The 22,309-nt window shown below is 63.8% G+C and carries 20 protein-coding genes; 11 read left to right on the top strand and 9 right to left on the bottom strand.

The window, feature by feature from the left end:
- Window positions 1–6: 6 nt before the first annotated feature.
- The 3 genes from hemW to HMPREF2734_RS04480 form a co-directional block, all read right to left on the bottom strand.
- Window positions 7–1,125 (bottom strand): radical SAM family heme chaperone HemW, encoded by a 1,119-nt coding sequence (hemW, locus tag HMPREF2734_RS04470; protein WP_210384732.1) that lies wholly within the window; start codon window positions 1,123–1,125, stop codon window positions 7–9.
- Window positions 1,126–1,149: 24 nt separating this feature from the next.
- On the bottom strand, window positions 1,150–1,818 hold the full coding sequence (locus HMPREF2734_RS04475) for a hypothetical protein (RefSeq protein ID WP_070421344.1): 669 nt from the start codon (window positions 1,816–1,818) through the stop codon (window positions 1,150–1,152).
- 85 nt (window positions 1,819–1,903) lie between these two features.
- On the bottom strand, window positions 1,904–3,742 hold the full coding sequence (locus HMPREF2734_RS04480) for an AMP-dependent synthetase/ligase (RefSeq protein WP_083308086.1): 1,839 nt from the start codon (window positions 3,740–3,742) through the stop codon (window positions 1,904–1,906).
- On the opposite strand from HMPREF2734_RS04480, the gene malQ reads away from it, so the two are divergent.
- Window positions 3,741–5,873, top strand: coding sequence for a 4-alpha-glucanotransferase (gene malQ / locus HMPREF2734_RS04485; protein WP_371440418.1), 2,133 nt, complete (start codon window positions 3,741–3,743; stop codon window positions 5,871–5,873). The genes HMPREF2734_RS04480 and malQ overlap by 2 nt on opposite strands.
- On the opposite strand, the gene HMPREF2734_RS04490 is transcribed toward malQ, so the two are convergent.
- Genes HMPREF2734_RS04490 through HMPREF2734_RS04505 form a run of 4 tightly spaced genes read right to left on the bottom strand, consistent with a single transcriptional unit; the run spans window position 5,870 to window position 9,716 of the window.
- Window positions 5,870–6,142 (bottom strand): hypothetical protein, encoded by a 273-nt coding sequence (locus tag HMPREF2734_RS04490; RefSeq protein WP_070772110.1) that lies wholly within the window; start codon window positions 6,140–6,142, stop codon window positions 5,870–5,872. The genes malQ and HMPREF2734_RS04490 overlap by 4 nt on opposite strands.
- Complete coding sequence (locus HMPREF2734_RS04495; protein WP_070569608.1) at window positions 6,143–7,159, bottom strand: trypsin-like serine protease; 1,017 nt, start codon at window positions 7,157–7,159, stop codon at window positions 6,143–6,145.
- Window positions 7,160–7,189: 30 nt separating this feature from the next.
- Window positions 7,190–9,151 (bottom strand): M3 family metallopeptidase, encoded by a 1,962-nt coding sequence (locus HMPREF2734_RS04500; protein ID WP_070569611.1) that lies wholly within the window; start codon window positions 9,149–9,151, stop codon window positions 7,190–7,192.
- A 10-nt stretch (window positions 9,152–9,161) separates the two neighbouring features.
- Entirely contained in the window at window positions 9,162–9,716 is a 555-nt protein-coding gene (locus HMPREF2734_RS04505; protein WP_070484906.1) for a hypothetical protein, read from the bottom strand.
- A 72-nt stretch (window positions 9,717–9,788) separates the two neighbouring features.
- Here HMPREF2734_RS04505 and HMPREF2734_RS04510 point away from each other — a divergent pair, with 72 nt between their 5' ends.
- The gene (locus HMPREF2734_RS04510) at window positions 9,789–11,690 is read left to right on the top strand and encodes an ABC transporter ATP-binding protein (protein ID WP_070569614.1); all 1,902 of its coding nucleotides are present in this window, start codon (window positions 9,789–9,791) and stop codon (window positions 11,688–11,690) included.
- On the opposite strand, the gene HMPREF2734_RS04515 is transcribed toward HMPREF2734_RS04510, so the two are convergent.
- Together HMPREF2734_RS04515 and HMPREF2734_RS04520 are read right to left on the bottom strand one after the other, a co-directional pair.
- Window positions 11,687–12,082, bottom strand: a complete 396-nt coding sequence (locus HMPREF2734_RS04515) for a type II toxin-antitoxin system VapC family toxin (protein WP_353935784.1) — start codon at window positions 12,080–12,082, stop codon at window positions 11,687–11,689. The genes HMPREF2734_RS04510 and HMPREF2734_RS04515 overlap by 4 nt on opposite strands.
- Entirely contained in the window at window positions 12,075–12,329 is a 255-nt protein-coding gene (locus tag HMPREF2734_RS04520; protein WP_070569615.1) for a type II toxin-antitoxin system Phd/YefM family antitoxin, read from the bottom strand. The genes HMPREF2734_RS04515 and HMPREF2734_RS04520 overlap by 8 nt, the downstream gene beginning before the upstream one ends.
- 73 nt (window positions 12,330–12,402) lie before the next feature.
- Here HMPREF2734_RS04520 and HMPREF2734_RS04525 point away from each other — a divergent pair, with 73 nt between their 5' ends.
- The 9 genes from HMPREF2734_RS04525 (at window position 12,403) to HMPREF2734_RS04565 (ending at window position 22,293) form a co-directional block, all read left to right on the top strand.
- Window positions 12,403–13,524, top strand: coding sequence for a MalY/PatB family protein (locus HMPREF2734_RS04525; protein WP_070569617.1), 1,122 nt, complete (start codon window positions 12,403–12,405; stop codon window positions 13,522–13,524).
- A gap of 87 nt (window positions 13,525–13,611) precedes the next feature.
- Window positions 13,612–15,042 (top strand): branched-chain amino acid transport system II carrier protein, encoded by a 1,431-nt coding sequence (gene brnQ, locus HMPREF2734_RS04530; protein ID WP_070569620.1) that lies wholly within the window; start codon window positions 13,612–13,614, stop codon window positions 15,040–15,042.
- 58 nt (window positions 15,043–15,100) lie between these two features.
- The gene (locus tag HMPREF2734_RS04535) at window positions 15,101–16,087 is read left to right on the top strand and encodes an LLM class flavin-dependent oxidoreductase (RefSeq protein ID WP_070569623.1); all 987 of its coding nucleotides are present in this window, start codon (window positions 15,101–15,103) and stop codon (window positions 16,085–16,087) included.
- Between the two features lie 69 nt (window positions 16,088–16,156).
- Window positions 16,157–16,936, top strand: a complete 780-nt coding sequence (locus HMPREF2734_RS04540; protein WP_070569626.1) for a GntR family transcriptional regulator — start codon at window positions 16,157–16,159, stop codon at window positions 16,934–16,936.
- 9 nt (window positions 16,937–16,945) lie between these two features.
- The gene (locus HMPREF2734_RS04545; RefSeq protein ID WP_083308081.1) at window positions 16,946–18,367 is read left to right on the top strand and encodes an ABC transporter substrate-binding protein; all 1,422 of its coding nucleotides are present in this window, start codon (window positions 16,946–16,948) and stop codon (window positions 18,365–18,367) included.
- Window positions 18,364–19,287, top strand: a complete 924-nt coding sequence (locus tag HMPREF2734_RS04550) for an ABC transporter permease (protein ID WP_070569628.1) — start codon at window positions 18,364–18,366, stop codon at window positions 19,285–19,287. Before HMPREF2734_RS04545 ends, HMPREF2734_RS04550 begins: the two co-directional genes overlap by 4 nt.
- Window positions 19,284–20,063 (top strand): ABC transporter permease, encoded by a 780-nt coding sequence (locus HMPREF2734_RS04555; protein WP_070421331.1) that lies wholly within the window; start codon window positions 19,284–19,286, stop codon window positions 20,061–20,063. Before HMPREF2734_RS04550 ends, HMPREF2734_RS04555 begins: the two co-directional genes overlap by 4 nt.
- Entirely contained in the window at window positions 20,050–21,381 is a 1,332-nt protein-coding gene (locus HMPREF2734_RS04560; protein ID WP_070569630.1) for an ATP-binding cassette domain-containing protein, read from the top strand. Before HMPREF2734_RS04555 ends, HMPREF2734_RS04560 begins: the two co-directional genes overlap by 14 nt.
- Before the next feature lie 6 nt (window positions 21,382–21,387).
- Entirely contained in the window at window positions 21,388–22,293 is a 906-nt protein-coding gene (locus HMPREF2734_RS04565) for a ribokinase (protein ID WP_070569632.1), read from the top strand.
- The last annotated feature ends 16 nt before the right edge of the window (window positions 22,294–22,309 follow it).

Genomic DNA, 22,309 nt, shown 5'->3' on the forward strand with positions numbered 1-22,309 from the left:
GCCTCCTTACTCGGCTGCCAGGATATCGGTGATGATGCCGTCTGCAAGCAGTCTGCCGGTATCAGTCACGCGCAAGCGCTCTCCCCGCTCTAGGAGCCCCGCGCGCACATGCTTATCGACGACCCCACGCGCCCGATCCCCAACCCACCCGGCCGGAATCCCCTCACGCAGGCGAAGCCCGAGCATGATCGCCTCCATGTGGGCTTCGTCTGCGGTGATGGTTTCGGTGTCCTGGATGGGCAGGGTGTCGTCGCCAAGCAATTGTGCGTAGCGCTCGGGACGTTTGACGTTGAAGAAGCGCTTCCCGTCAATGAAGCTGTGCGCGCCGGGGCCTGCGCCCCACCAGTTCTGGTTGTGCCAGTAGATGAGGTTGTGGCGGCACTCGCCGCCGGGTTTGGCCCAGTTGGAGACCTCGTACCAGTCGTATCCGTTGCCCTCCAGCGTTGCGGCGATGATCTCGTAGCGGTCCGCGTAGACGTCCTCTTGCGGTGCGGGCAGTTCGCCGCGGCGGATCTTGCGCGCCATGGCGGTGCCGTCTTCCACGATCAGTGAATAGGCGCTGACGTGGTCGACGCCGGTTGCAAGGATGGCATCCAGGGTGCGGCGCACATCGTCGTCGGTTTCGGTGGGCGTGCCGTAGATCATGTCCAGGTTCACGTGCTCGAAGCCTGCGGAAAGGGCCTCGCGTGCGGCGGCGACGGCGCGGCCCGGGGTGTGCTGGCGGTCTAGGACTTTCAACACCGGCGTGGAGGCGGACTGCATGCCGAGCGAGACGCGGGTAAAGCCGGCATCGCGCAGGCCCGCGAAGTAGTCGGGGCTAGTGGATTCCGGGTTGGACTCGGTGGTGATTTCCGCGCCTGCCGCAATACCGAACGTGTTGCGGATGGCGCCCAGGATGCGGCCGAGGCCTTGTGCGCCGAGCAGGCTTGGGGTACCGCCTCCGATGAACACGGTCTGGGCTTGAGGCAGCCCCCGGGCAGCCGCGAGTTCGAGTTCGCGCTCGAGGGCGTCGAGGTACTGCGCGTGCGAGGAATCCACCTCGGTGGGCGTATACGTGTTGAAGTCGCAGTAGCCGCAGCGCGTCGCACAAAACGGCACGTGGATATACACGCCGAAGGAATCCATCACGGAACCCACCACGGTCCCCACCTAAGCCCCGCGCAGAGAACGCTTCGCCGCCACCTTCGCCACAATGCGGTCGATGCGGGCACGCTCCTCCAAAAACTCCGGCGGGTTGGATCCGCGCATCGTGCGCACGAACGCCGGGTGGTCCAAGCAGACGGTTTCCACCCAGCCGATCACGGCTTCTTCGACGATCTCGCCGACCCGCGCGTACAGGTGCGGCAGCGAGACCACACCGAGTTCGCGGGCAACCATGTCAGTTTGCTCGAGCGTGAACGAGACGATCTCCTCCAAGTGCTGCACCACCAGTTCGGTGCGGCCGACGAGTGCGTCGTGCATCGTCTGCACCGAAAATGGTGCTTGCAGCGGGAAGAGGTCCTTGAGGCCGGCGGCGTCGAGAAGTTCGGGCTGCGGGATGCGCTCCTCCGGGCGCACACCCACCGACAGGTAGCCGGCGGCGCGGCCGGACGTTAATGCTTGGCGCAGGCCGATTAACTCGGCGACGATGCGGCGGGCGTCCTGGCGGGCGTCGTCGACAATCTCCTCGAACTCTGCCAGGCAATCTTCAGTGAGCTCACCGTCATAGTCCGCAATCGACTCGGCGACGTGCTCGATGTACTCCGCAACCTCGTCGCCGATGTTGTAAATCTCCTGGGTAAGTTCACGGTGACGCAGCACGGCTGCAGTTTTGTGCACGGCGTGAACCCCCTTAAAACGAACTGTGGAAGTGACAAAATGGGATGCTATGCCACACCGCGAGCCGATGAGGGTAGGCGCGCCGTTAACGCTGATACAGCTTGTCGATGTCCTCCTGGAAGCGCTGGAACACCACATTGCGCTTCACCTTCATCGTCGGCGTCATCTCGTCGTGCTGCTCCGACAGGTCGCGGTCGAGGATGCGGAACTTCTTAATCGCCTCCGCGCGCGAGACGGTCGCGTTGGCCATGTTCACCGCGTCTTGCACCTCGGCGCGCAACGCCGGGTCCTGCGCCAGATCCGACACCTTCTTGTTCGCCGGAATGTTGTGGTTCGCCTTCCAGCGCTTCAGTTCCTCCTCGTCGAGGGTGACCAGCACGCCGACGAACGGTTTACCGTCGCCGACCACCAACGCGTTAGAGATCAGCGGGTGCTGGCGGATAATCTCCTCCATCGGTCCCGGGGAGATGTTCTTGCCGCCGGCGGTGACGATGAGGTCCTTCTTGCGGCCGGTGATGGACACGAAGCCGTCCTCGTCGACCTCGCCGAGATCGCCGGTGTTGAACCAGCCGTCCGTAAGCGCTTCCTCGGTCGCGGCCGGGTTGCGCCAGTACTTGGAGAACACGCCGGGGCCTTTAAATTCGATCTCGCCGTCGTCGTTAATCCGCACCGAATAGCCGTTGACAGGGCGCCCGACGGTGCCGATCTTGTTGCTGTGCGCGTTGTTCACACACGCCGCAGCGCACGTTTCGGTCAGCCCGTAGCCCTCGTAGATCGGCACACCCATGCCGCGGAAGAAGTGCGACAGGTCCGCGCTCATCGCCGACCCGCCGGTGATGCCGTACCAGACGGAACCACCCATGGCCTCCTTGATCTTGGCGTAGACCAGTTTGTCGTAGAGCTTGACCTTGGCCTTCTGCACTCGCGACGGGCCCTCGTCGGTGTCCAGCGCCTTGGAGTACTCAATCGCGGCCTTTTCGGCCTCGAGGAAGATACGCTTGCCCACCGCGGAGCCGTCGGCAGCCTTGTTGTAAGCACCCTCGCGTACCTTCTCAAACACGCGCGGCACACCGATGACCAGGTTGGGGCGTGCGCGCTGCAGCTCCACGGTCAACGTCGAAGTATCCGACCAGTGCGACTGGGTCGCGCCCGAGATCGTCCACGCCAGCGCCACCGCGCGCGCAAGCACGTGCGCCAGCGGCAAAAACGTCACCATGCGCTGGCCCGGGAAGGACACGGAGCCGATCTCGTTTTCCAGCAGCGCCCACGCCTGGTACGCCCAGTTGCCGTGGGTGATCTCCACACCTTTGGGGCGACCGGTGGTGCCGGAGGTATACACGATGGATCCGAGGTCGGGGTGGCGGGTGGCGGCAACGCGGTCGTCGATAAGCGACTGCTCCACCTCGCGGCCCTCAAACTTGATCTGCTCCACGGCGGCCGAGTTGAACTCGTAGATGCGCTGCAGCTGCGAGGTCGAGTCGGTCATACGCGGGGTGCCGTCCTCGCCGAGGAGGAACGGGCTCATAAGCATGGTGTGGTCGCGCGTTTCCGTGAACGCGATTTTCGCGCCGGAGTCTTCGAGGATCCACTGGATTTGGTGCATCGACGACGACGGGTAGATTGGCACGGATGCGGCGCCGGCGGCCCAGATGGCGAAGTCGAGCAGCGCCCATTCGTAGCGCGTGTTGGACAGGATGGCCACGCGATCGCCGGGCTCGATACCTGCGGCAATCAGCCCCTTGGCTACGTCGTAGACCTCTTGCAGGAACTCCCCTGCCGTCACGGAGACCCATTCGTAGTTGCGGGGCCGCGAGAACAGCACGAGGTGCGGGTGCTTCTCGCACATTTCGATGAGTCGGCTCAGGCACGTTTCCGTGTCGTTGAGGGTGAATCCAAGTTCCGTCGTGTGAGAAGTCGATGGCATGGTGCCCAACATTACCGACGTTTTGGCAGAATGCGGAAGCGTGACCAACGTGGAACTGCTGCACGCCCTCGCCGAGTCCTATGGCTTTGGCACCTCCTATCGCGCGACTGACGGCCGGATGGTGTCGCCGCCGCCTGAGTCGTTTGTGGCGTTGTTGCGGGCGTTGGGACTTTCGCTTGACGACGACCCCACCGACGAGGAACTCCACTTCCACCTCGATGCCCGGCGCGAACACTGGGCCACGCGCCCGTTGCCGCCGACGGTGGTGGCGACGCAGGGCCGCGAGCAGCATTTCAACGTGCATGTGCACGACGGGCACCCGGCGCATTGTTGGATCCGGTTGGAGGATGGTTCCTCGCGGGATTGTTACCAGGATGAGAATTGGGCGCCGCCGTTTACGGCTTCAGATGGTGTGGTGTGGGGCGAGGCGACGTTTCATACGCCTGGGGATCTGCCGCCGGGCTGGCACGAGCTGCACTTGGAGTCGGACAATTTTGATGCGGTGTGCACGTTGCTCGTGGTGCCCGATTGCTTGTCGACGAACTCCCGAATCGTCCAACACCCTGTCTGGGGTGTGATGGCGCAGTTGTATTCGGTGCGCTCTGCGTCCTCGTGGGGGTTAGGTGATTTTGGGGACCTGGCGTTGTTGGCGGAGACGGTTGCCGCGCAGGGGGCCGATTATCTGCTGATCAACCCGGTGCACGCCGCCCAGCCGGTGCCGCCGGTGGAGGATTCGCCATATTTGCCCACCTCGCGTCGGTTTATTAACCCGCTCTACATCGCGGTGGAGCAGGTGCCGGAGTTCGAGCTGGTGGATAGTGATTTGCGTGCGGCGATCGCCGAGTTGGCCGCGCCGCTGAAGGACCTGAACACTTCGCCAGCGCCACTGGATCGCAACCGTGTGTTCGCCGCGAAGTTGGCGGCGCTGCGCGAGCTGTTCTGGGCCTCGCAGGCCGATGCCGCGCGCACCCACGACTTTGAGCTGTTCTGTCTGGACGAGGGCGAGGGCCTGCGCGAGTTTGCCACCTGGTGTGCTGCGCAGGCCGCCGAGTCGGAGCACGAAGGTGCCCCGAAGCACGCCGGCGACGACATCGAGGATCTGGTGCAGTTCTATATGTGGCTGCAGTTCATCGCCGACGAGCAACTGCGTCTGGCCCAGGAACGTGCGACAGCGGCCGGGATGTCGATCGGCATCATGACGGACCTTGCGGTGGGCATCCACCCTGGCGGCGCGGACGCGGCGACACTGCGCGAGGTGTTGGTGTCCGATGCGTCGGTGGGAGCTCCCCCGGACCAGTACTCGCAAAAAGGCCAAGACTGGTCGCAGCCGCCGTGGAACCCGCAGCAACTCGCCGAGGCCGGCTACGGGCCGTGGCGCGACCTGCTGCGCACAGCGCTGCGCCACAGTGGCGGCATCCGCGTCGACCACGTGCTCGGACTGTTCCGCCTGTTTTGGGTGCCACGCGCCGGCACACCCGCTGGCGGGGTGTACATGAACTACGACTTTGAGGCCATGGTGGGCACCCTCGTGTTGGAGGCGCAGCGCGCCGGGGCAGTCGTCGTCGGCGAGGACTTAGGCACGTTCGAGCCGTGGGTGCAGGACTTCCTTCGCGACAAGGGCATTTTGGGCACCTCGGTGCTGTGGTTCGAATCCATCCCGCCGGGCGTGCCGCGCCCCTCGCAGCAGTACCGCCACCTGGCGCTTACGGCTGTGGGCACGCACGACCTGCCGCCCACCGCTGGCTACCTCAGGGGTGCACACAACGAATTGCGCCATGAGCTTGGGCTTGTCGACGACCCCGTGGAGCACCTCAACGCCACCGACCGCATCTGGATCGACCAGGTGCTTGGCCTCGCGCGGGAGGAAGGTGCGCTTACCGGCGACGACGAAAAGGCACTGATCACGGGACTGACTCGCTTCGTCGCCTCCACCCCATCGGCGATGACGTGTACGAACCTGGTGGACATGGTTGGCGACGAGCGCATTCAAAACCAGCCCGGCACCAACGGCGAGCAGTACACCAACTGGCGCATGCCACTTTGCGACGCCACCGGCACCCCCGTGCTCATCGAACACCTACCGGAGATGGAGTTGTTTAAGGCGGTGGCGGGGGCGTCGATACGCAACTAAAGCGCGCCGATCACCGCAGCAACAATGACAAGAGCGATGAGCACCCACATTGCTTGGGTCACCCGCGACTGCGGGTACTTACGCTGCGGCTTGGGCAGCTGTTGATCCTGCTTGCGCAGCTCTTCAGGGTTGGCCATGGTGCCCAAGCCTAGACCGAGCCGGTCGACGACCCAAAGCAGCACATAGGACACCGCCGCGCACGCCGGCAGCGCCAGCACCACAATCAGCGGCACCTGCAACCACGGGCTCAACCCCATTAACCAGCTCATTTAGACCGCTTTCAACGCCATCATCACGATCGGGCTCACCGCGGCAACAACCACCAAAATGCCGATAATGATCCCGATAACTTGCGACGCCGACGGGCCCGACGGCGCCTGCTCCACCGCCTTCTGCCTTGGTGCCACCGTCGGCACACTCGTCGGCGTCGCGGCACCAGACTCAAACGTCGCCTGCGCAGGCGTCCTTCGCGGCACCAAGGTCGGCGTCAACGTGATCGTGCCACCCGGCGGGTTGGTGATCGTCGTGGAGTAGCGCAGCGAATACTGGTACTCCAAAAAGTCGTCGACCTGCTCCTCCCCGTACACCGGGCCACTGTCGAGCGAGCTGGCGCGCTGGAACCCAATCAACTGATGGTTATCCTCGCCCGCGACATAGTTCGCCCCAGAGATCACACCCACCAGGCCGCGGCCCGGGATGTACACCGGCCCACCGGAGTCACCTGGCACCGGCATCTTCGGCGCGTCGAAGTACGTGGTGTTTTCAACCGTGCCGACGAACTTGCCGCACGTCGAGGCATCCGAGCGCCCGTGGGTGGAATAGCCGCGGAAGCAGATCGTGTCGGTGCTGCTGATCTTTTCCACCGGTATAACCGTCCCGCCATACGGGTTGCCGCCAACACGAACGTCTTCGAACCAGTAGATCACCGCCCAGTCGTTGGCGGACGTCTTCGGCGAATACGCCCGCGCGGGGAAGATCAACCCTGCGGGCTCGTCGATTTGTTTGCCGGCGCTATCTGCAAGGTAGACCAGCGCACCCTGGGGGAAGTACTGCTCGTTTTGTACCACGCAGTGGGCGGCGGTGTAACTGCGGCGGTGCTCGACGTCGTTGAAACCAAGCGTGCAGGCAGTGAGGCGGTTAGAGCCTAAATTATCGACGAAAATCCGCCCACCCTGCGCCGCATTCAACGCAGGCGAAGCAGGCGCGACTGCAGGAACCACCGACGCCGCAAGCGTCGTGGCAACCACCGCAGCCGCGCACCAATGCTTCACACTTCCGCGGGACATGTCGCCAGCGTAGCGCAGGCCGTTAACCGGCTATGCCGATACGTCGGAGCCCGCCAGGCCGCGACGCTCCAGCAACGGACGCGTGTCCTTGTCTCGGCCACGGAACGCACGGTAGGCCTCGGCGTAGTCGCGCGAGGACCCCTTGGACAGGATGGTCTCGCGGAACTTCGCGCCGGTGTCGCGGTTGATGCCTTCCTGTTCGACCAACTGGTAGCCGTCGGCGTCGAGAGCTTCTGCCCACAGGTAGGAGTAGTAGCCCGCCGAGTAGCCGCCGGCGAAGATGTGGTTGAACCAGGTGGAGCGGTAGCGCGGCTCGAGCCCGTCGATGTCCAGACCGACCTCGCGCAGGGCTTCTTCCTCGAAGGTTTGGATGTCGGACGGGGTGTCCTCGGTGATCGAGTGCCACGCCAGGTCGATCGCGCTGGCCGCGAGGTACTCGGCGGTGAGGAAGCCCTGGCCGAACTGACGCGAGGCCTTCAGTGCGGCGAGTTGCTCGTCGGAAATGACCTCGCCGGTGTCCACGTGGCGCGCGTAGTTGCGGGCGATCTCCGGGGCGAACGCGTAGTTTTCGTTGATTTGGGAGGGGAACTCCACCCAGTCGCGCGGCACGTTGGTGCCGGAGTTCGACGGGTAGCGCACGTCCGACAGCAGGCCGTGCAGAGCATGGCCGAACTCGTGGAACAGGGTGGTCACTTCGTCGATAGTGAGCAGGTTCGAGGTGATCGACATGACGTTGACCACCACCGGCTTCGTGCCCGCCAGGTGCGACTGGTCCACAAAGGAGCTCATCCAGGCGCCGCCGCGTTTCGACGAACGCGCGTTGTAGTCCGTCAGCAACAACCCAATGCCAGTGCCGTCTTCTTCCTTCACCTCCCAGACGTCCACGTCGTCGCGGTAACCGTTGAGGTCCTCGCGCTTTTCCACCGTGATGCCGTAAAGGAGGTTGGCGGCGTAGAACACGCCGTCGGTGAGCACCTGCTCGAGCGGGAAGTACTTGCGGATCTCCGCTTCGTCGATGCCCAGTTCCTGCTCGCGACGCTTCGCCTGCCAGTAGGGCCAGTCCGCGCCGTCGAGGTCTTCACCGGCGAGTTCGGAGGCGAGCTTGCGCTCAGCCTCAGCGTTTGCGGCGGCCGCAGGCGCCAGGTCCGCGATCAGTTGGCGGGCGGCGGCCGCGTTGCCTGCGGTCTCCTCGGCGATGACGTAGTCGGCGTGCGAATCGAAGCCGAGCAGCTTCGCGCGCTCGAGGCGCAGCTTCACCGACTCGGCGACGATGTCGGCGTTGGTGTCGCGACCGCGGGCGCGGGAGGCGTCGAAAAGCTTGTGGCGTGCGCCCGAGTTTTCGAGTTCGGCCTGCAGGGACTGGGTGGTCGGCAGTTCGATCGGCACGACGAAACGCTCGCCGTCCTGGTAGGCCTCGATCTGTGCCTCGGACAGGCCGTCGAGTTCTTCGCGGGTCAGTTCCACGGCGAGTTTCTTCGTATCCGCCAGCAGGTTGCGGCCGAAGAGTTCGGACAGTTCGGACAGGCGCTGGTTGATCTCCTGCAGGCGCGTCTTGCCGGCCGCATCCAGGTCGGCGCCGCGACGTGCGAACCGGCGCTTGAGCTCGTCGTGAAGCCGCTGCGATTCCTCATCCTCCGGCGCCGTGACCTGCTGGATGCGGGAGTAGAGCTCGCTGTTTTGGTAGATCGAGTCCACGTGCGCGGACAACTTCGGCACGATTCGGTCGGCGACGGCGTCGAACTCGTCGGTGGAATCGGTGCCCTGCAGGTTGAAGAACCACGCCATGACACGGTCCAGGTCCGCACCGGCGAGCTCGAAGGCCTCGACGGTGTTCTCCCAGGTTGGGGTGTCTTGGGTGGTGATGTCCGCGATTTCCTGCGCGTGGTTGACCAACGCCTGTTCAAAGGCGGGTTCCACATGCTCAAGCCGGATTGCGGCGAAGTCCGGCAGGTTGTAGGGCAACGTCGATGGCGCAAGCAAAGGATTTGTCATGCGCGACAGTCTAATAGCTCAAATTGCCCTTGAATGTGACGTTGCCAACAGTGAACTCGGCGTCCCATAGGTTGCCCTGCGCGACCTCGAAGGGGAACTTCGCGTTCGTGGTGGCACCCGGGCCGAGCGGCATATCGATGCCGACGACATCCACCTGGGCCTTCTCCGCATTGGAGATATACGTGGCGTCGGTGTAAGAGGAGCCGTCGGTGCTGTAGCGCAGTTCCGGCTTCAGGGCGTCGACAGGCAGTGGCGCGTCGGACGTGTTGGTCACCGCGATAACGACCACGGTGCCCACGCCTGTCGACGACGTCCCCTGCCACTTGTACGACAACTCCATCGCCGGATCCTTGACGGACTTGCCGGTGAGCTCGTCGGTGACCTTCGGGTCGGTTTCCTCAACGTTGAAGGTGGGCTTGTCGTTGACCTTCGATTCGACGGATTCTTCGAGGTTCTGGCTGGTTTCGTCGCCAATCGGGTCTTCTTGTTGGTCCACGCAAGCTGCCAGCGGCATGGTCGTGGCCAGGATGACGGCGGCAAGCCGGGTGCTCGTGCGGATGGACATGTGCGCCTCGTTTTCTGTCGCGTAACTAGTGCTTCGCTGCACACAATACCGCGCAGGTACCCTGTGGAAATTATGCAGTCTTTGATGCGCGTCGTTCGCAGTGCTTCCGCGTTGTGGCCGTTTTATATCGCGGTTGTGGTGGTGTCGTCGATAGTCGCGGGGCTTGGGCTTATCTCCCCGTTCCTCATTCGGGAGGCAACCGACACGATCATTGCGGCGCTTGGCGACGAGCCCGTGCCCGACGCAACCCGCACCGTCGTCTGGCTCGCCATCGCGCTGTTTGTCGCAGAGGCGTCCGCTTCCATGCTGCACAACGTGTCCGGATACCTGGGCGATGTGATGGTGGCGCGCATCCGCCAGATTCTGTCTACGCGCTACTTTGCCAAGTTGCTCGCACTACCGCAGCGTTACTACGACAACCAGGTCACCGGCACGATCATCGCGCGGCTGGACCGCTCGATTGCGAACGTCACGCAGTTCATCCAATCCTTTACCAATAATTTCCTGCCGATGCTGCTGCAGGTCGTGGCCATTTTGGGCATCACGGCCTACTACTACTGGCCGCTGACGGTGCTGCTGGCGCTGCTGTTCCCGCTGTATACGTGGCTGACGGCGTTGACGTCGAAACGCTGGCAGGTTTTCGAGCAGGAAAAGAACGCCAATATCGACGAGGGCAACGGGCGTTTCGCCGAGGTCGTTGGCCAGGTGAAGGTGACCAAGTCCTACGGTGCCGAGGTGCGCGAGTTAGAAAAGTTCGGCCGCCACTACACCAACACGGTGGACATCACACGGCCGCAGTCGCGCTGGTGGCACTCCATGGATACCGCGCGCGGCGTGGCCATGAACCTGATCTTTTTGGGGATTTACCTGATCCTGTTCACGCGCACGCTCGATGGGCATTTCACGGTTGGTGAGATGGTCATGCTCATCCAGATGGTGACCATGGCGCGCCAGCCGGTGACCATGATGAGCTGGATCGTCGATTCCGCGCAGCGCGCCATCGCCGGCTCGCGCGACTACTTCAAGGTGATGGACGAGCCGGTCGAGCCGACCGCGAACCGCCAGCTGGTGGCCGCGACGGAAGCCTCCGGCATGCCGGCGCTCGACGCAACGCAGCAGACACCGCTGAGGGTGCGCGAACCGGTCGTCGCATTCGACAACGTCACCTTTGAGTACATGCCGGGTGAGCCGGTGCTGCACGATGTGACGTTTACCGCCCGTGAGGGCGAGAAGATCGCGCTGGTTGGCGAGTCCGGCGGCGGCAAGTCCACGATTGTGAACCTGCTGCTTGGCCTCTACCCCATCACGCGTGGCCGCCTTGAGGTGTGCGGCGAGGAGATCTCGCACCTGGACGTGGAGAAGCTGCGCGCCACCACGGGTGTGGTGTTCCAGGAGGCTGCGCTGTTTTCCGGCTCGGTGTTTGAAAACATCGCCTACGGCAAGCCGGACGCGACGATGGAAGAGGTCGTTGCCGTGGCCAAGCGTGCGAACGCGCACGACTTCATCATGAAGTTCACCGATGGTTATGACACGATCATCGGCGAGCGCGGCCTGCGCCTATCCGGTGGTCAGCGCCAGCGTGTGGCGGTGGCGCGCGCGATGCTCAAGGACGCCCCGCTGTTGATCCTCGACGAGGCCACCTCCGCCCTGGACACCAAAGCCGAGCGCGCCGTCCAAGCGGGCCTGGATGAACTTATGCGGGATCGCACGACGATCATGATCGCGCACCGCTTATCGACGATCGCCGGCGTGGACACCATCATCACCCTGCGCGACGGACGTATCGACGAGATCGGCTCGCCCGCAGATCTGGCTGTCTCCGGCGGTATTTATTCAGAGCTGTTGCGCCTAACGGCATCCTCTTCTGCTGCAGATAGGAAGCGGTTGAAGGCGTTCGGTTTCGCCGCCGACGGCGCCGAAGACGACGAGTACGACGAAGAAGACCACGGCACCAGCGCGGGTACAGCGGACTAAACCGAAATCACGTTTAAAAGTTCCTCAAGACCTCTAAAGTCCTGCGGGTTCCTCGTGTACAGATCAAGTCCTTCCGCCAAGGCAGTGCTAGCGATCAAAAGATCAAACGCGCGGCCTCGTGGCTTTCGCCCGGCACGGATCACTGCCCCATATACAAGGGCATAGGCTTGTGCTGCACGATCGTCGAACGGAATACACTCAACTAGTTCAGCGATTGCACGGGCCTGATTTGATCGGCGGGCACGCTCCAAAGGATCCTGCGCTGCAACAGGGCCGACAGCCAGCTCAGCGAAAGCGATAGACGAGATTGTCCACTGCTCTGGCAGTAGATTTGGATCTATTTCATCGAGATCGAGGAGCACTGATGTATCCAACAAGCCTCTGCTAGTCACGCGGATCAATTCGTTGGTCTACATACTCGTCAATATCGGCCCGGAACTCTTCAAACTTAACTTTCGGAAGCCGCTTGACCGTTGCTAACAAGTCTTCTTTTCGAGCGAATCGTGACTTTCGTAATGGTCGCAATTCACCGACCGGTTGCGAGTTGCTCGTAATCACAAATGTCTCCCCCTCATCAAGCGCTCGCATGATACGCCCGCTTTCATTGCGCAGCTCTCGCTGGCTGATTGTCTCCGTCATGTACTGACCGTAGCACCACGCGCTACGGCATAAAAGGGTCCGCAAAGGAAAAAATCCCACTACCGTAGGGCGCATGCAATTTCCCAGCCTTGAAACCCTGCAAGCCCGCGGCACGCGCAAGTGGACGCAGTTCGACGCTGACGTGCTGCCGTTGTTCATCGCGGAAAGCGACTTCCCCACCGCCCCGGCGGTAAAGGAAGCGATTGCGGATGCGGTGGAGCGCGAGATGTTCGGCTACACCCCGGCGCCACATGCGCACCATTTGGGTGAAGCGGTAGCTGGGTTCTACGAGCACCGCTACGGCTGGCGCCCGGATGCAGCAAAGATCTTCCCGGTTGCGGACGTGGTGCGCGGCGTGATGCTGGCGATCAAGTACTTCACCGAGGGCGATGTGATCGTGCCGGTGCCGGCGTACTTCCCGTTCCTGGAAGTGGCTCAGGTTGCGGGCCGCAAGCGTGTGGATGTCTCCAGCGCAGGCGGGCTCGAACTGGATGAGGTGGACGCGGCGTTTGCCAACGGTGCCGGTAGCATCATCGTGACCAACCCGTTCAACCCGGGCGGCTACGTGTTCACGGCCGACGAGTTGGATGCCGTCTGTGAGGTTGCCCGCAAGCATGGCGCGCGCGTGATTGTCGACGAAATCCACGCGCCCTTAGTCTTCGACGGCGCCCACGTCTGCGCCGCAGCAAACAACCCGGACGTGTGCATCACGGTGACGGCAACGTCGAAGGCATGGAACGTGGCGGGCTTAAAGTGCGCGCAAATGATCTTTACCAACGACGAGGACGTTCGTACGTGGAACGCGATGTCGGGGGTAGCCAAAGACGGTGTGGGCACCCTCGGCATTGTGGCCGCGGAGGCCTGCTACACGCATGGTCGTGAGTTCCTCGACGAAGAGATAGAGCAGCTGCGGGCCAACCGCGACTGGCTGGTGGAGCACCTCCCCAAGGCCGTGCCGGGTATTGCAATTGAGGTGCCGCAGGCGACCTATTTGATGTTCCTGGACTTCTCAAAGACCAAGCTTGTGGATGAAAAACCGGCGGCGTGGCTTCGTCGTCACGCAAAAGTTGCGATGAATGAGGGCGTGGACTTTGGCCCTGGCGGAGAGCACCGTGCGAGGATGAACTTTGCCACCTCCCCGGAGATTCTCCAAGAGGCTGTCAAGCGGATCGGGGACGCAATCAACACCATCTAACGTCCCACCTATTGGAACTTAGTTCCCATCTAGCGGGCGTGTGGTCTATGCTAAGGCAACTGCACACTAGCTAGAGAGGTTCTCCCAATGGGTTCCACAGCGATTTCACGGGCAGACGGCCAGTCAACGAATGGACGCTCCACCAGCGCCATCATCGTGACTGCGCTCGCCCTGTTCTCAATGTTCTTCGGCGCGGGAAACCTCATCTTCCCGCCAATGCTGGCCGTCCAGGCCGGTGACAACTTCTGGCCGGCACTCATCGGCTTCCTCCTCACCGCATCGCTGCTGCCGGTGCTCGCCGTGATCGCGATTGCACTGTCCGGCTCGAACCTGCGCGACCTTGCACAGCGCGCCGGCACCGCCTTCGGCGTGGTCTTCCCGGTCCTGGCATACCTTTCCATCGGCGCGTTCTACGCACTGCCACGTACCGGTGCCGTGTCGTTTGAAACCGCGATCACTCCGCTGTTCGGCTTTGACTCGCTGGTTGCCTCGGGCATCTTCAACGTCGTGTTCTTCGGCATCGCCCTGGCGCTGTCTTGGAACCCGACCACCATCATGGAGAAACTGGGCAAGTTCCTCACCCCGGCGCTGCTCGTACTGCTGATCGTCATGATCTCCGTGTCCGCATTCCGCTGGAGCACCGAGCCGGCCACCCCGCAGGAGCCGTACGACAACGGCCCGCTGACCTCCGGCCTGCTCGAGGGGTACCTGACCATGGACTCCATTGCCGCACTGGCGTTTTCCATCGTGGTGATTTCCACCCTGCGTGGCCGCGGCTTCAAGGAAGGCGCCCCGCTGGTCAGCGGCACCATCTATGCAGGTGTTGGCGCCGGTGCCATGCTTGCGCTGGTGTACGTCGGTCTTGGTGTCATTGGCCGTGTCATGCCGGGTGCAGCCAACTTTGACAACGGCGCAGGCTTGCTCGCTGAAGCCTCCAACCTGACCATGGGTGGTGCTGGACAGGCAGTGTTCTCCGCCATCGTGCTGCTCGCCTGCCTGACTACTGCTGTCGGCCTGATCACCGCGACCGCCGAGTACTTCTCGGAGCAGTTCCCGGGTTCCTACCACGTGTGGGCTGTCATCTTCGCTGTCGCTTCCATGATCATGGCAACCCAGGGCCTGGACTTCGTTATGGCGATCGCTGCTCCGGTGATCGGCTTCCTGTACCCGCCGGCGATTACCCTGATTGCCCTGACGCTCATCGAGCCGGCCTTCCGTGCACGTACCCGCTTCAGCTGGGCGTTCTTCGTCCCGCTGTGGGTCGCCGTGGTCTGGTCCGCGATCGAGACCTTCATCTCCTTGGACTGGGCAGCCGATGCACTGCGCCCGATTGTGCAGTGGGCCCCGTTGGCCGCTGAGGGCCTCGGCTGGGTTGTTCCGGTTGTTGTGGCCTTCATCATCGGTTTGATCGTGGACCTGGCCAAGCCGAAGCCTGCGATGATCCCGGGCACCATGGAGTCCATCGAAGGCGAAGACCTCTCCGCCGAAGGTGACGCTGCACCGGTGCTGCAGTCGTAGTCGCACCTGGCTCTCCTGCGAGGCCCCACTGTTCGCAAAACGCGTACGGTGGGGCCTTATGCGTACGCCACTTTCTCTGATCGATTTTTGCACCCGCTACCCCGACGAGTCCGTCGGCGAGGCGATGAAGCGCTCCGTTACTTTCGCGCAAAAGGCGGAAGGGTTGGGCTACGACCGGATTTGGTACGCGGAGCACCACAACATGTCGAGCATTGTGTCGTCGTCACCCGCAGTGCTCATTAGCCACATCGGCGCGAAGACCGAGCGCATTCGCCTCGGTTCGGGTGGGGTGATGTTGCCGAACCACTCCCCGTACGTCATTGCGGAGCAGTTCGGCATGCTCGAGGAGCTCTACCCCGGCCGCATCGACCTTGGTTTGGGGCGCGCGCCCGGTACTGATCAGCAGACGTTGGGCCGCGCTTTGCGACGAGACCCTGCCGCCGCCGAGCGCTTCCCCGACGATGTTCTCGAGCTACAGGCCTGGCTGTCCAACGAGTCCCCACTGCCGGGCGTGACGGCGATGCCCGGGTTTAACACGAACGTACCGCTGATCATTCTGGGTTCGTCCATGTTCGGCGCATCCCTGGCCGCGAAGCTGGGCCTGCCGTACGCGTTCGCCTCTCACTTCGCGCCGCAGCACTTGGAGCAGGCCACCACCTATTACAAGGAGAACTACCAGCCTTCGGAGCGCCGCCCCGAGCCGTACTGCATCGCCGCGGTCAACGTCACGGCTGCCGATTCCGAGCAGGAGGCCGTGGAGGAAACCCGTATCGTGCACCGCAACCGGGTGCGCGCGTTCATGGGGCGGCGCGGAACGATGCTTTCGGACGACCAACTTGACGCCGTGGTCAATTCCCACCAGGGCCGCCAGATCACGGACATGCTGCGCTACACGGCGAAGGGCACCGGCGAGCAGGTTGCGGAATACCTCGAGGCCTTCCAAAAACTGGCCAAGGCGGACGAGTTGATGATTTCGCTGCAGTCTGGCAGCCACGACGCAACCCTGCGGAATATGGAAATTCTTGCCGGTTCCTGGGGAAAGTAAAATTCTGGTGAACAGTGGTCTAGGATTTGGCTATACAAATCCGCTTCGACCACGAAAGAACTGACCCTCATGGCTCAATTGCCCACCGGTCCACTCCGTCGCCCACAGCAGCACGAGGAGATCGCCGATTACCTTCGCGACGAGATTTTCGCAGGCCACATCCCTGCAGGCGAATCGTTGCCAAGCGAGGTCGAGTTGTGTGAGCAGTTCAACACCTCCCGCGGACCGGTGCGTCAAGCGGTAGCGACGTTGCGCGCGGAGGGCCTGCTCTCCTCGGGCCGCGGGCGTCGCTCTCTGGTGCTGTCGAATACCCGCACTGAGACGTTCGAGGAGATCCTGTCCACCACCTCGTGGTTGTACCGCATGGGTAAGAACCCGGGCGAGGTGGTTAACCGCCGCGGCATCATCGAGGCGGACGAGACTGTCGCCGAGAAGATGCGCATCACTCCTGGCACAGACGTCTACGTGCTCGACCGGGTGCGCAGCGCCGATGACGAGCCGCTCGTGGCCGAAGTGATGTACTTCGACGCTTCGCTGACTGACGTGATTGAGACGGTGGACACCTCCGAGGATTCCATCCACCGCGAACTCATTCGCGCGGGCGCGGACTTTAACAACCTGTCGCGTTCCTTCACAGTCGAGCGCGCCGACGCGAAGCTGGCCAAACAGCTCGGCATCGAGGAAGACGACCCGGTTGTTGTGGTGGCGCTGAAGGCCCTAACGCACAACGGTGACGTGCTCGAATACGCGGTGCACATCTTCCGCGCGGACAAAGTGTCCTTCGGATTGAACAATGTTCGGGGGCACTCGTCCCCCCTGTGGTTCCAGGTGGAATCCGACATCCACTAATCTCACAGCATGCTTTCAAGGACGCTGGTCGCAGCCACCGTCTCCCTGTCACTTACGTTGGCTGCTTGCACCAATTCCGAGGCCCGCGATGAGGTGGTGGTTGCGGCTTCCGCAGCACCTGCTGGCTTGGACTTCACCACCGTTGGCGGCGCTGCTGCACCCCAGGCTCTCGTGGGCAATGTGTACGAGACGCTGGTGCGTATCGACGACAACGGCCAGCCCATCCCCCACCTCGCCTCCTCGTGGGACCTCGACGGCGACACGTTCACGTTCCACTTGCGCGACGACGTGACATTCTCCAACGGCAAAGCGTTTACCGCCGAGGACGCCGCGTTCTCAATCGATTACGTGCAAAACGAGTGGACGAATGGGTTGAAGGCCCAGATGGCTCCGGTCGTCGATACGCACGTGCTCGACGAGCACACCTTGGCCGTCACCATCGAGGGTGACGCGGACGCGTGGCTGTGGTCCATGGCAACGCTGACCGGCGCGATGATGACCCCGGCGAGCATCGAGCGCCTGGCCACCGACCCGCTGGGAACCGGCCCATACACAGTGCAGCGCTTCGACATCGGCGAGAAGATCGTCTTCGAGGCACGCGAGGACTACTGGGACGGCTCCGTCGAGCGCAACGCCGTGATGCGTTACTTCGACGACCCGGTCTCCGCCGTCAACGCGCTACGCGTGGGTGACGCGGACGTGGTGTGGGCGATGCAAGCCCCGCAATTGATCGAGACGCTGCCCGAGGACATCCGGGTGGAAGTGGGCACCACCAACGGCGAAGTGCTACTGAGCATGAACAACCAGCGCGCCCCCTTCGACGACCCCGACATCCGCCGCGCGGTGGCGTACGCAATCGACCGCGACGCGATCAACGAGGTGGTCTACAACGGGCTGGCCACCGACACCGGCGGCGCCCCCGTCCCACCGACCGACCCATGGTTTACCGGGCACAACTACTACCCCTTCGACCCCGACAAGGCCCGCGAACTGCTCGCCGGGCGCACCCCGGAGGTCACCATCACGGTGCCCAACCTGCCGTACGCGCAGACCGCATCCGAGCTGCTCTTCTCGCAACTTCGCGACGTCGGCTTCAACATCAAACTGGAAACCGTCGAGTTCCCCGCCGTGTGGCTCAGCCAAGTGCACAAGGGCCACGACTACCAGTCCTCACTCATCGCCCACGTGGAGCCGCGCGACGCCGCCCAACTGTTCGGCAACCCGGACTACTACCTGGGCTACGACTCGCCTCAGGCTCAGCAACACTTCGCGGACGGCGACATCAAAGCCGCCATCGACCAAGTCATGGCCGACACGGCGTCGCTGACCCTGGTCAACGCGCCCAATATCGTGCTCTACGCCCCAGGCGTGAGTGGGCTCAACCCCAACGTGGTCACTGACTCGCTACGGCTGAACGAGGTGAAGAAATGATCCGCACCATCAGCAAACACCTGCTGCGCTTTGTGCTGCTGCTCGTCGCCGCCAGCCTGATCATCTTCACGCTGCTGCGCGCAGTACCCGGCGACCCGGCACGCATCGCGCTCGGCGTGGCGGCAACCGAAGCAGACATCGCAGAGCTCAACACCCGCCTCGGGCTCGACCGCCCGTTGCCAGCGCAGTACTTCGACTGGATTTCAGGGCTGATCACCGGCGACTTTGGTGTGTCGTTGTCCTCGGGCAAGGAGATCACCGAATCCGTCATTGAACGCGCCGGGGTATCGCTTACGCTCACGGTGCTTGCGATGACGGTGTCGCTGCTCGTCGCGGTACCCGCCGGTGTGTACATCGCGGGTCGGCGCCGTTCCGCGGGACCTGCGCTGGTCAGTGGCCTGTCGCAGGTGGGCATCATCGTCCCGTCGTTTTTGGTCGGTATCGCGCTGGTGGCGTTGTTCTCCGTACGCTTAGGCTGGCTGCCCGCCAACGGGTGGGGCACGCCTGCGCACGTGGTGCTGCCGGTGGCGGCGCTTTCACTTGTGCAGGCGTCGATTCTGACCCGCTACATTGCGGCGTCGGTGCGCGAGGAGCTGGGGAAGGATTATGTGCGTACGGGACGGGCGCAGGGGTCGTCGATACGCGCAGTGCTCTACTCCTCTGCCCTGCGCAACGCGGCACTGCCGGTGATAACGGTCGTCGGTGTGCAGCTGGCGTCGCTGGTCGTTGGCGCGGTGGTCATCGAGCGCGTGTTCACGATCCCGGGGTTGGGCACAATGCTTCTCGACGCCGTAGGCAACCGCGACCTCACCACCGTCCAAACTGTGATGATTTTGGTCGTGGCCTTCACGCTGGTGGTCAACCTCATTGTGGATCTGACGTACACGGTGGTCGACCCGCGGATTCGGAGGCAAGCATGACAACACAACGCAAAATCGGCGGGCTGATCGTCCTGGCCGTCGCGGCAGTTGCGCTGCTGTCGCTGGTGTGGACGCCGTTCGACCCGCTACAGGCCGACGTTCAGAACCGACTCCAGGGCACTTCGGCAGCGCACTGGATGGGCACCGACCAGTTCGGCCGCGACATCACCTCGCGCGTCATGGACGGTGCGCGCCTGACCCTAACGGTGGCCATCGGCGCTGTTGGGCTTTCCGCGTTGGTCGGCGTGCCGCTGGGCATCTGGGCCGGTATGCGCCGCGGTGCGTCCCGATTCGTCATGGCCGGCGCCGACCTTCTGCTCGCCTTCCCCGCGCTGCTGCTGGCCATCGTGTTCACCGCCGTGTTTGGTGCCTCGATTTGGATTGTTGTGCTGGCCATCGGCATCGCCGGCGCCCCCGGGTTCGTCCGCGTCGCCCGCGCCGGCACGCTGCAGGTGATGCAAAACGACTACATCCTGGCCGCGCGCATTGCCAAGGTGTCGGGCCCTGGGATCGCGTGGCGCCACGTCCTTCCGAATATCTGGCCGATCGTGCTCACACAGGTCTCCGTCGCCGTAGCTCTCGCCATTCTCGCCGAGGCTGGCCTGTCCTTCCTCGGCCTCGGCTCCCCCGCACCCTACGCGTCGTGGGGCCGTATGCTGCAGGCCTCGCAACCATTCTTGGCCACTTCCCCGCACCTCGCACTGTGGCCGGGCCTGGCCATCGCGGTGACCGTGCTGGGATTTAACCTGCTCGGAGGCACCGATGATCGACGTTAAGCACTTCAGCATCGACGGCATCCTCCACGACATCACCTTCCACATCGCCCCCGGCGAGCGCGTGGGCATCATCGGTGAATCCGGATCCGGCAAGTCCGTCACCGCCTTAAGCATCATGGGGTTGAGTGACCTGCCCGCGACCGGATCCATCACCGTCAACGGCACAGAGATGGTGGGCACCCGCGACCGCGTGCGCCGCCGCGTGCGCGGCAAAAACGTCGCCATGGTGTTCCAAGAACCCATGACCGCGCTCGATCCGCTGAAGAAGATCGGCCGGATCGTTGCCCGCGACCTGCTCCGAGACGTCGGCGTGGACCGCCCCGACGCCTACCCGCACGAACTCTCCGGCGGCCAGCGCCAGCGTGTGCTCATCGCGCTCGCGCTATCCCAGAACCCGGACGTGCTCATTTGCGACGAGCCCACCACCGCCCTCGACGCCATCGTCCAGTCCGACATCCTCGACCTGCTCGACCGCCTCGTCCGCGAGCGTGGCATGGGCCTGCTGTTCATCTCCCACGACCTGGCCGTGGTGCGCCGCATGACCGACCGGGTGCTGGTGTTTAAGGACGGGCGCATCGTCGCTGGCGACTCCGACTACGCCAAAGCACTCGCCGCCGCAGCCGAGCCCGGCGCGCCCGCTGCCCCTGTCACGCTCGGCGAGCCGGTCGTCGAACTGGATGGTGTCTCGCTGCAGCGCGGCGCCACCATGGCGGTGGACAACGTCACCCTCACCGTCCGCGAGGGCGAGCGCCTGGCCATCGTGGGCGGCTCAGGCTCCGGCAAGACGTCGCTGCTCCACCTGATTGCGGGGCTGCGCCAGGCCACCTCCGGCACCGTGACGGTCGCAGGGGACGTGCAGATGGTGTTCCAGGACCCGTACTCCTCCCTTGACCCACGTATGGAGGTTGGGGCGTCGATTCGTGAGGTAGGCGTCGATAAGCAACGCTCCGACGAAATGCTCGAGCGCGTCGGCCTTGCCGGCACCGGCCACCGCAAGCCGGCGCAATTCTCCGGCGGGCAGCGCCAACGCATCTCCATTGCGCGTGCGGCCGCCCCTCGCCCGAGCATTCTGCTTGCCGACGAACCCGTGTCCGCCCTCGACGCCACCATCCAAGACCAAGTGCTTGACCTGCTTCGCGACACCATAGGCGCCAACACCCTCATCTTCGTCACCCATGACTTAAACGTCGCGCGTGAACTCTGCCCCACCGTCGCCGTGATGCAGTCAGGGCGCATCGTCGAGCAGGGGCCAACCGAGGAGATCTGGGCCAACCCACAGCACCCCTACACCCGAGAACTGCTCGCCGCCGTACTATAGGCACCCATGAGTGCCGCAAAAATCTGCGTGGTCGGTTCCATCAACGCCGACCTCACCGTCAACGTCGAACGACACCCCACCCCAGGCGAAACCCTGCTCGGCTCCGGCGGAGGCATCACCGCTGGCGGCAAGGGTGCCAACCAGGCCTGCGCCGCCGCACGCCTCGGCGCCCCCGTCGCACTGGTCGGCGCGGTGGGCACCGACTCCAACGCCATTCCGGCAACCGCGCTGCTGCGCGAAGCGGGCGTCGACCTCACCCACGTCGAAGAAGTCACTGAGGTCACCGGTCTTGCCGTGATCACCGTCGCCGCGAACGGCGAAAACACCGTCCAGGTCGTCCCCGGCGCCAACGCACTGGTCGACGCCGACTTCGTCTCCCGCCACGCCGAACCCGTCGAAGCCGCCGAAGTTGTCCTGCTGCAAGGCGAAATCCCGGCCGACGGCTTCGCCCGCGCCGTCGAACTGGCAAAGGGTCGCGTGGTGATCAACCTCGCCCCCGTCGTCGACGTACCACGCGAGGCCCTGCTCGCCGCCGACCCACTGATGGCCAACGAGCACGAAGCAGGCCTGATCCTCGACCAGCTTGGCTACGACTCCACCGGCACCCCCGAGGACCTCGCACGCCGCCTGAAGGACGCAGGCTTCGCCTCCGTCGTGCTCACCCTCGGTGCAGCAGGTGCGCTCGTGGTTGAAGGCGACGCGCTGACCCACATCCCCTCCCCACAAGTCGAGGCCGTAGACACCGTCGGCGCCGGCGACTCCTTCGCAGGCGCGTTCTGTGCCCGCATCATCGAGGGCGACACGCTCGTCGAGGCCTCCACCTATGCGTGCCGCGTCGGCGCGTTCTCCGTCACCCGCCCCGGGGCGCAACCGTCCTACCCGACCGCCGCCGACACCCTGCCTGGAGCGTAAACCCAAATGAGCCCTC

This window comes from Corynebacterium sp. HMSC055D05 (genome assembly GCF_001810365.1).
Taxonomy (GTDB): Bacteria; Actinomycetota; Actinomycetes; order Mycobacteriales; family Mycobacteriaceae; genus Corynebacterium; species Corynebacterium coyleae.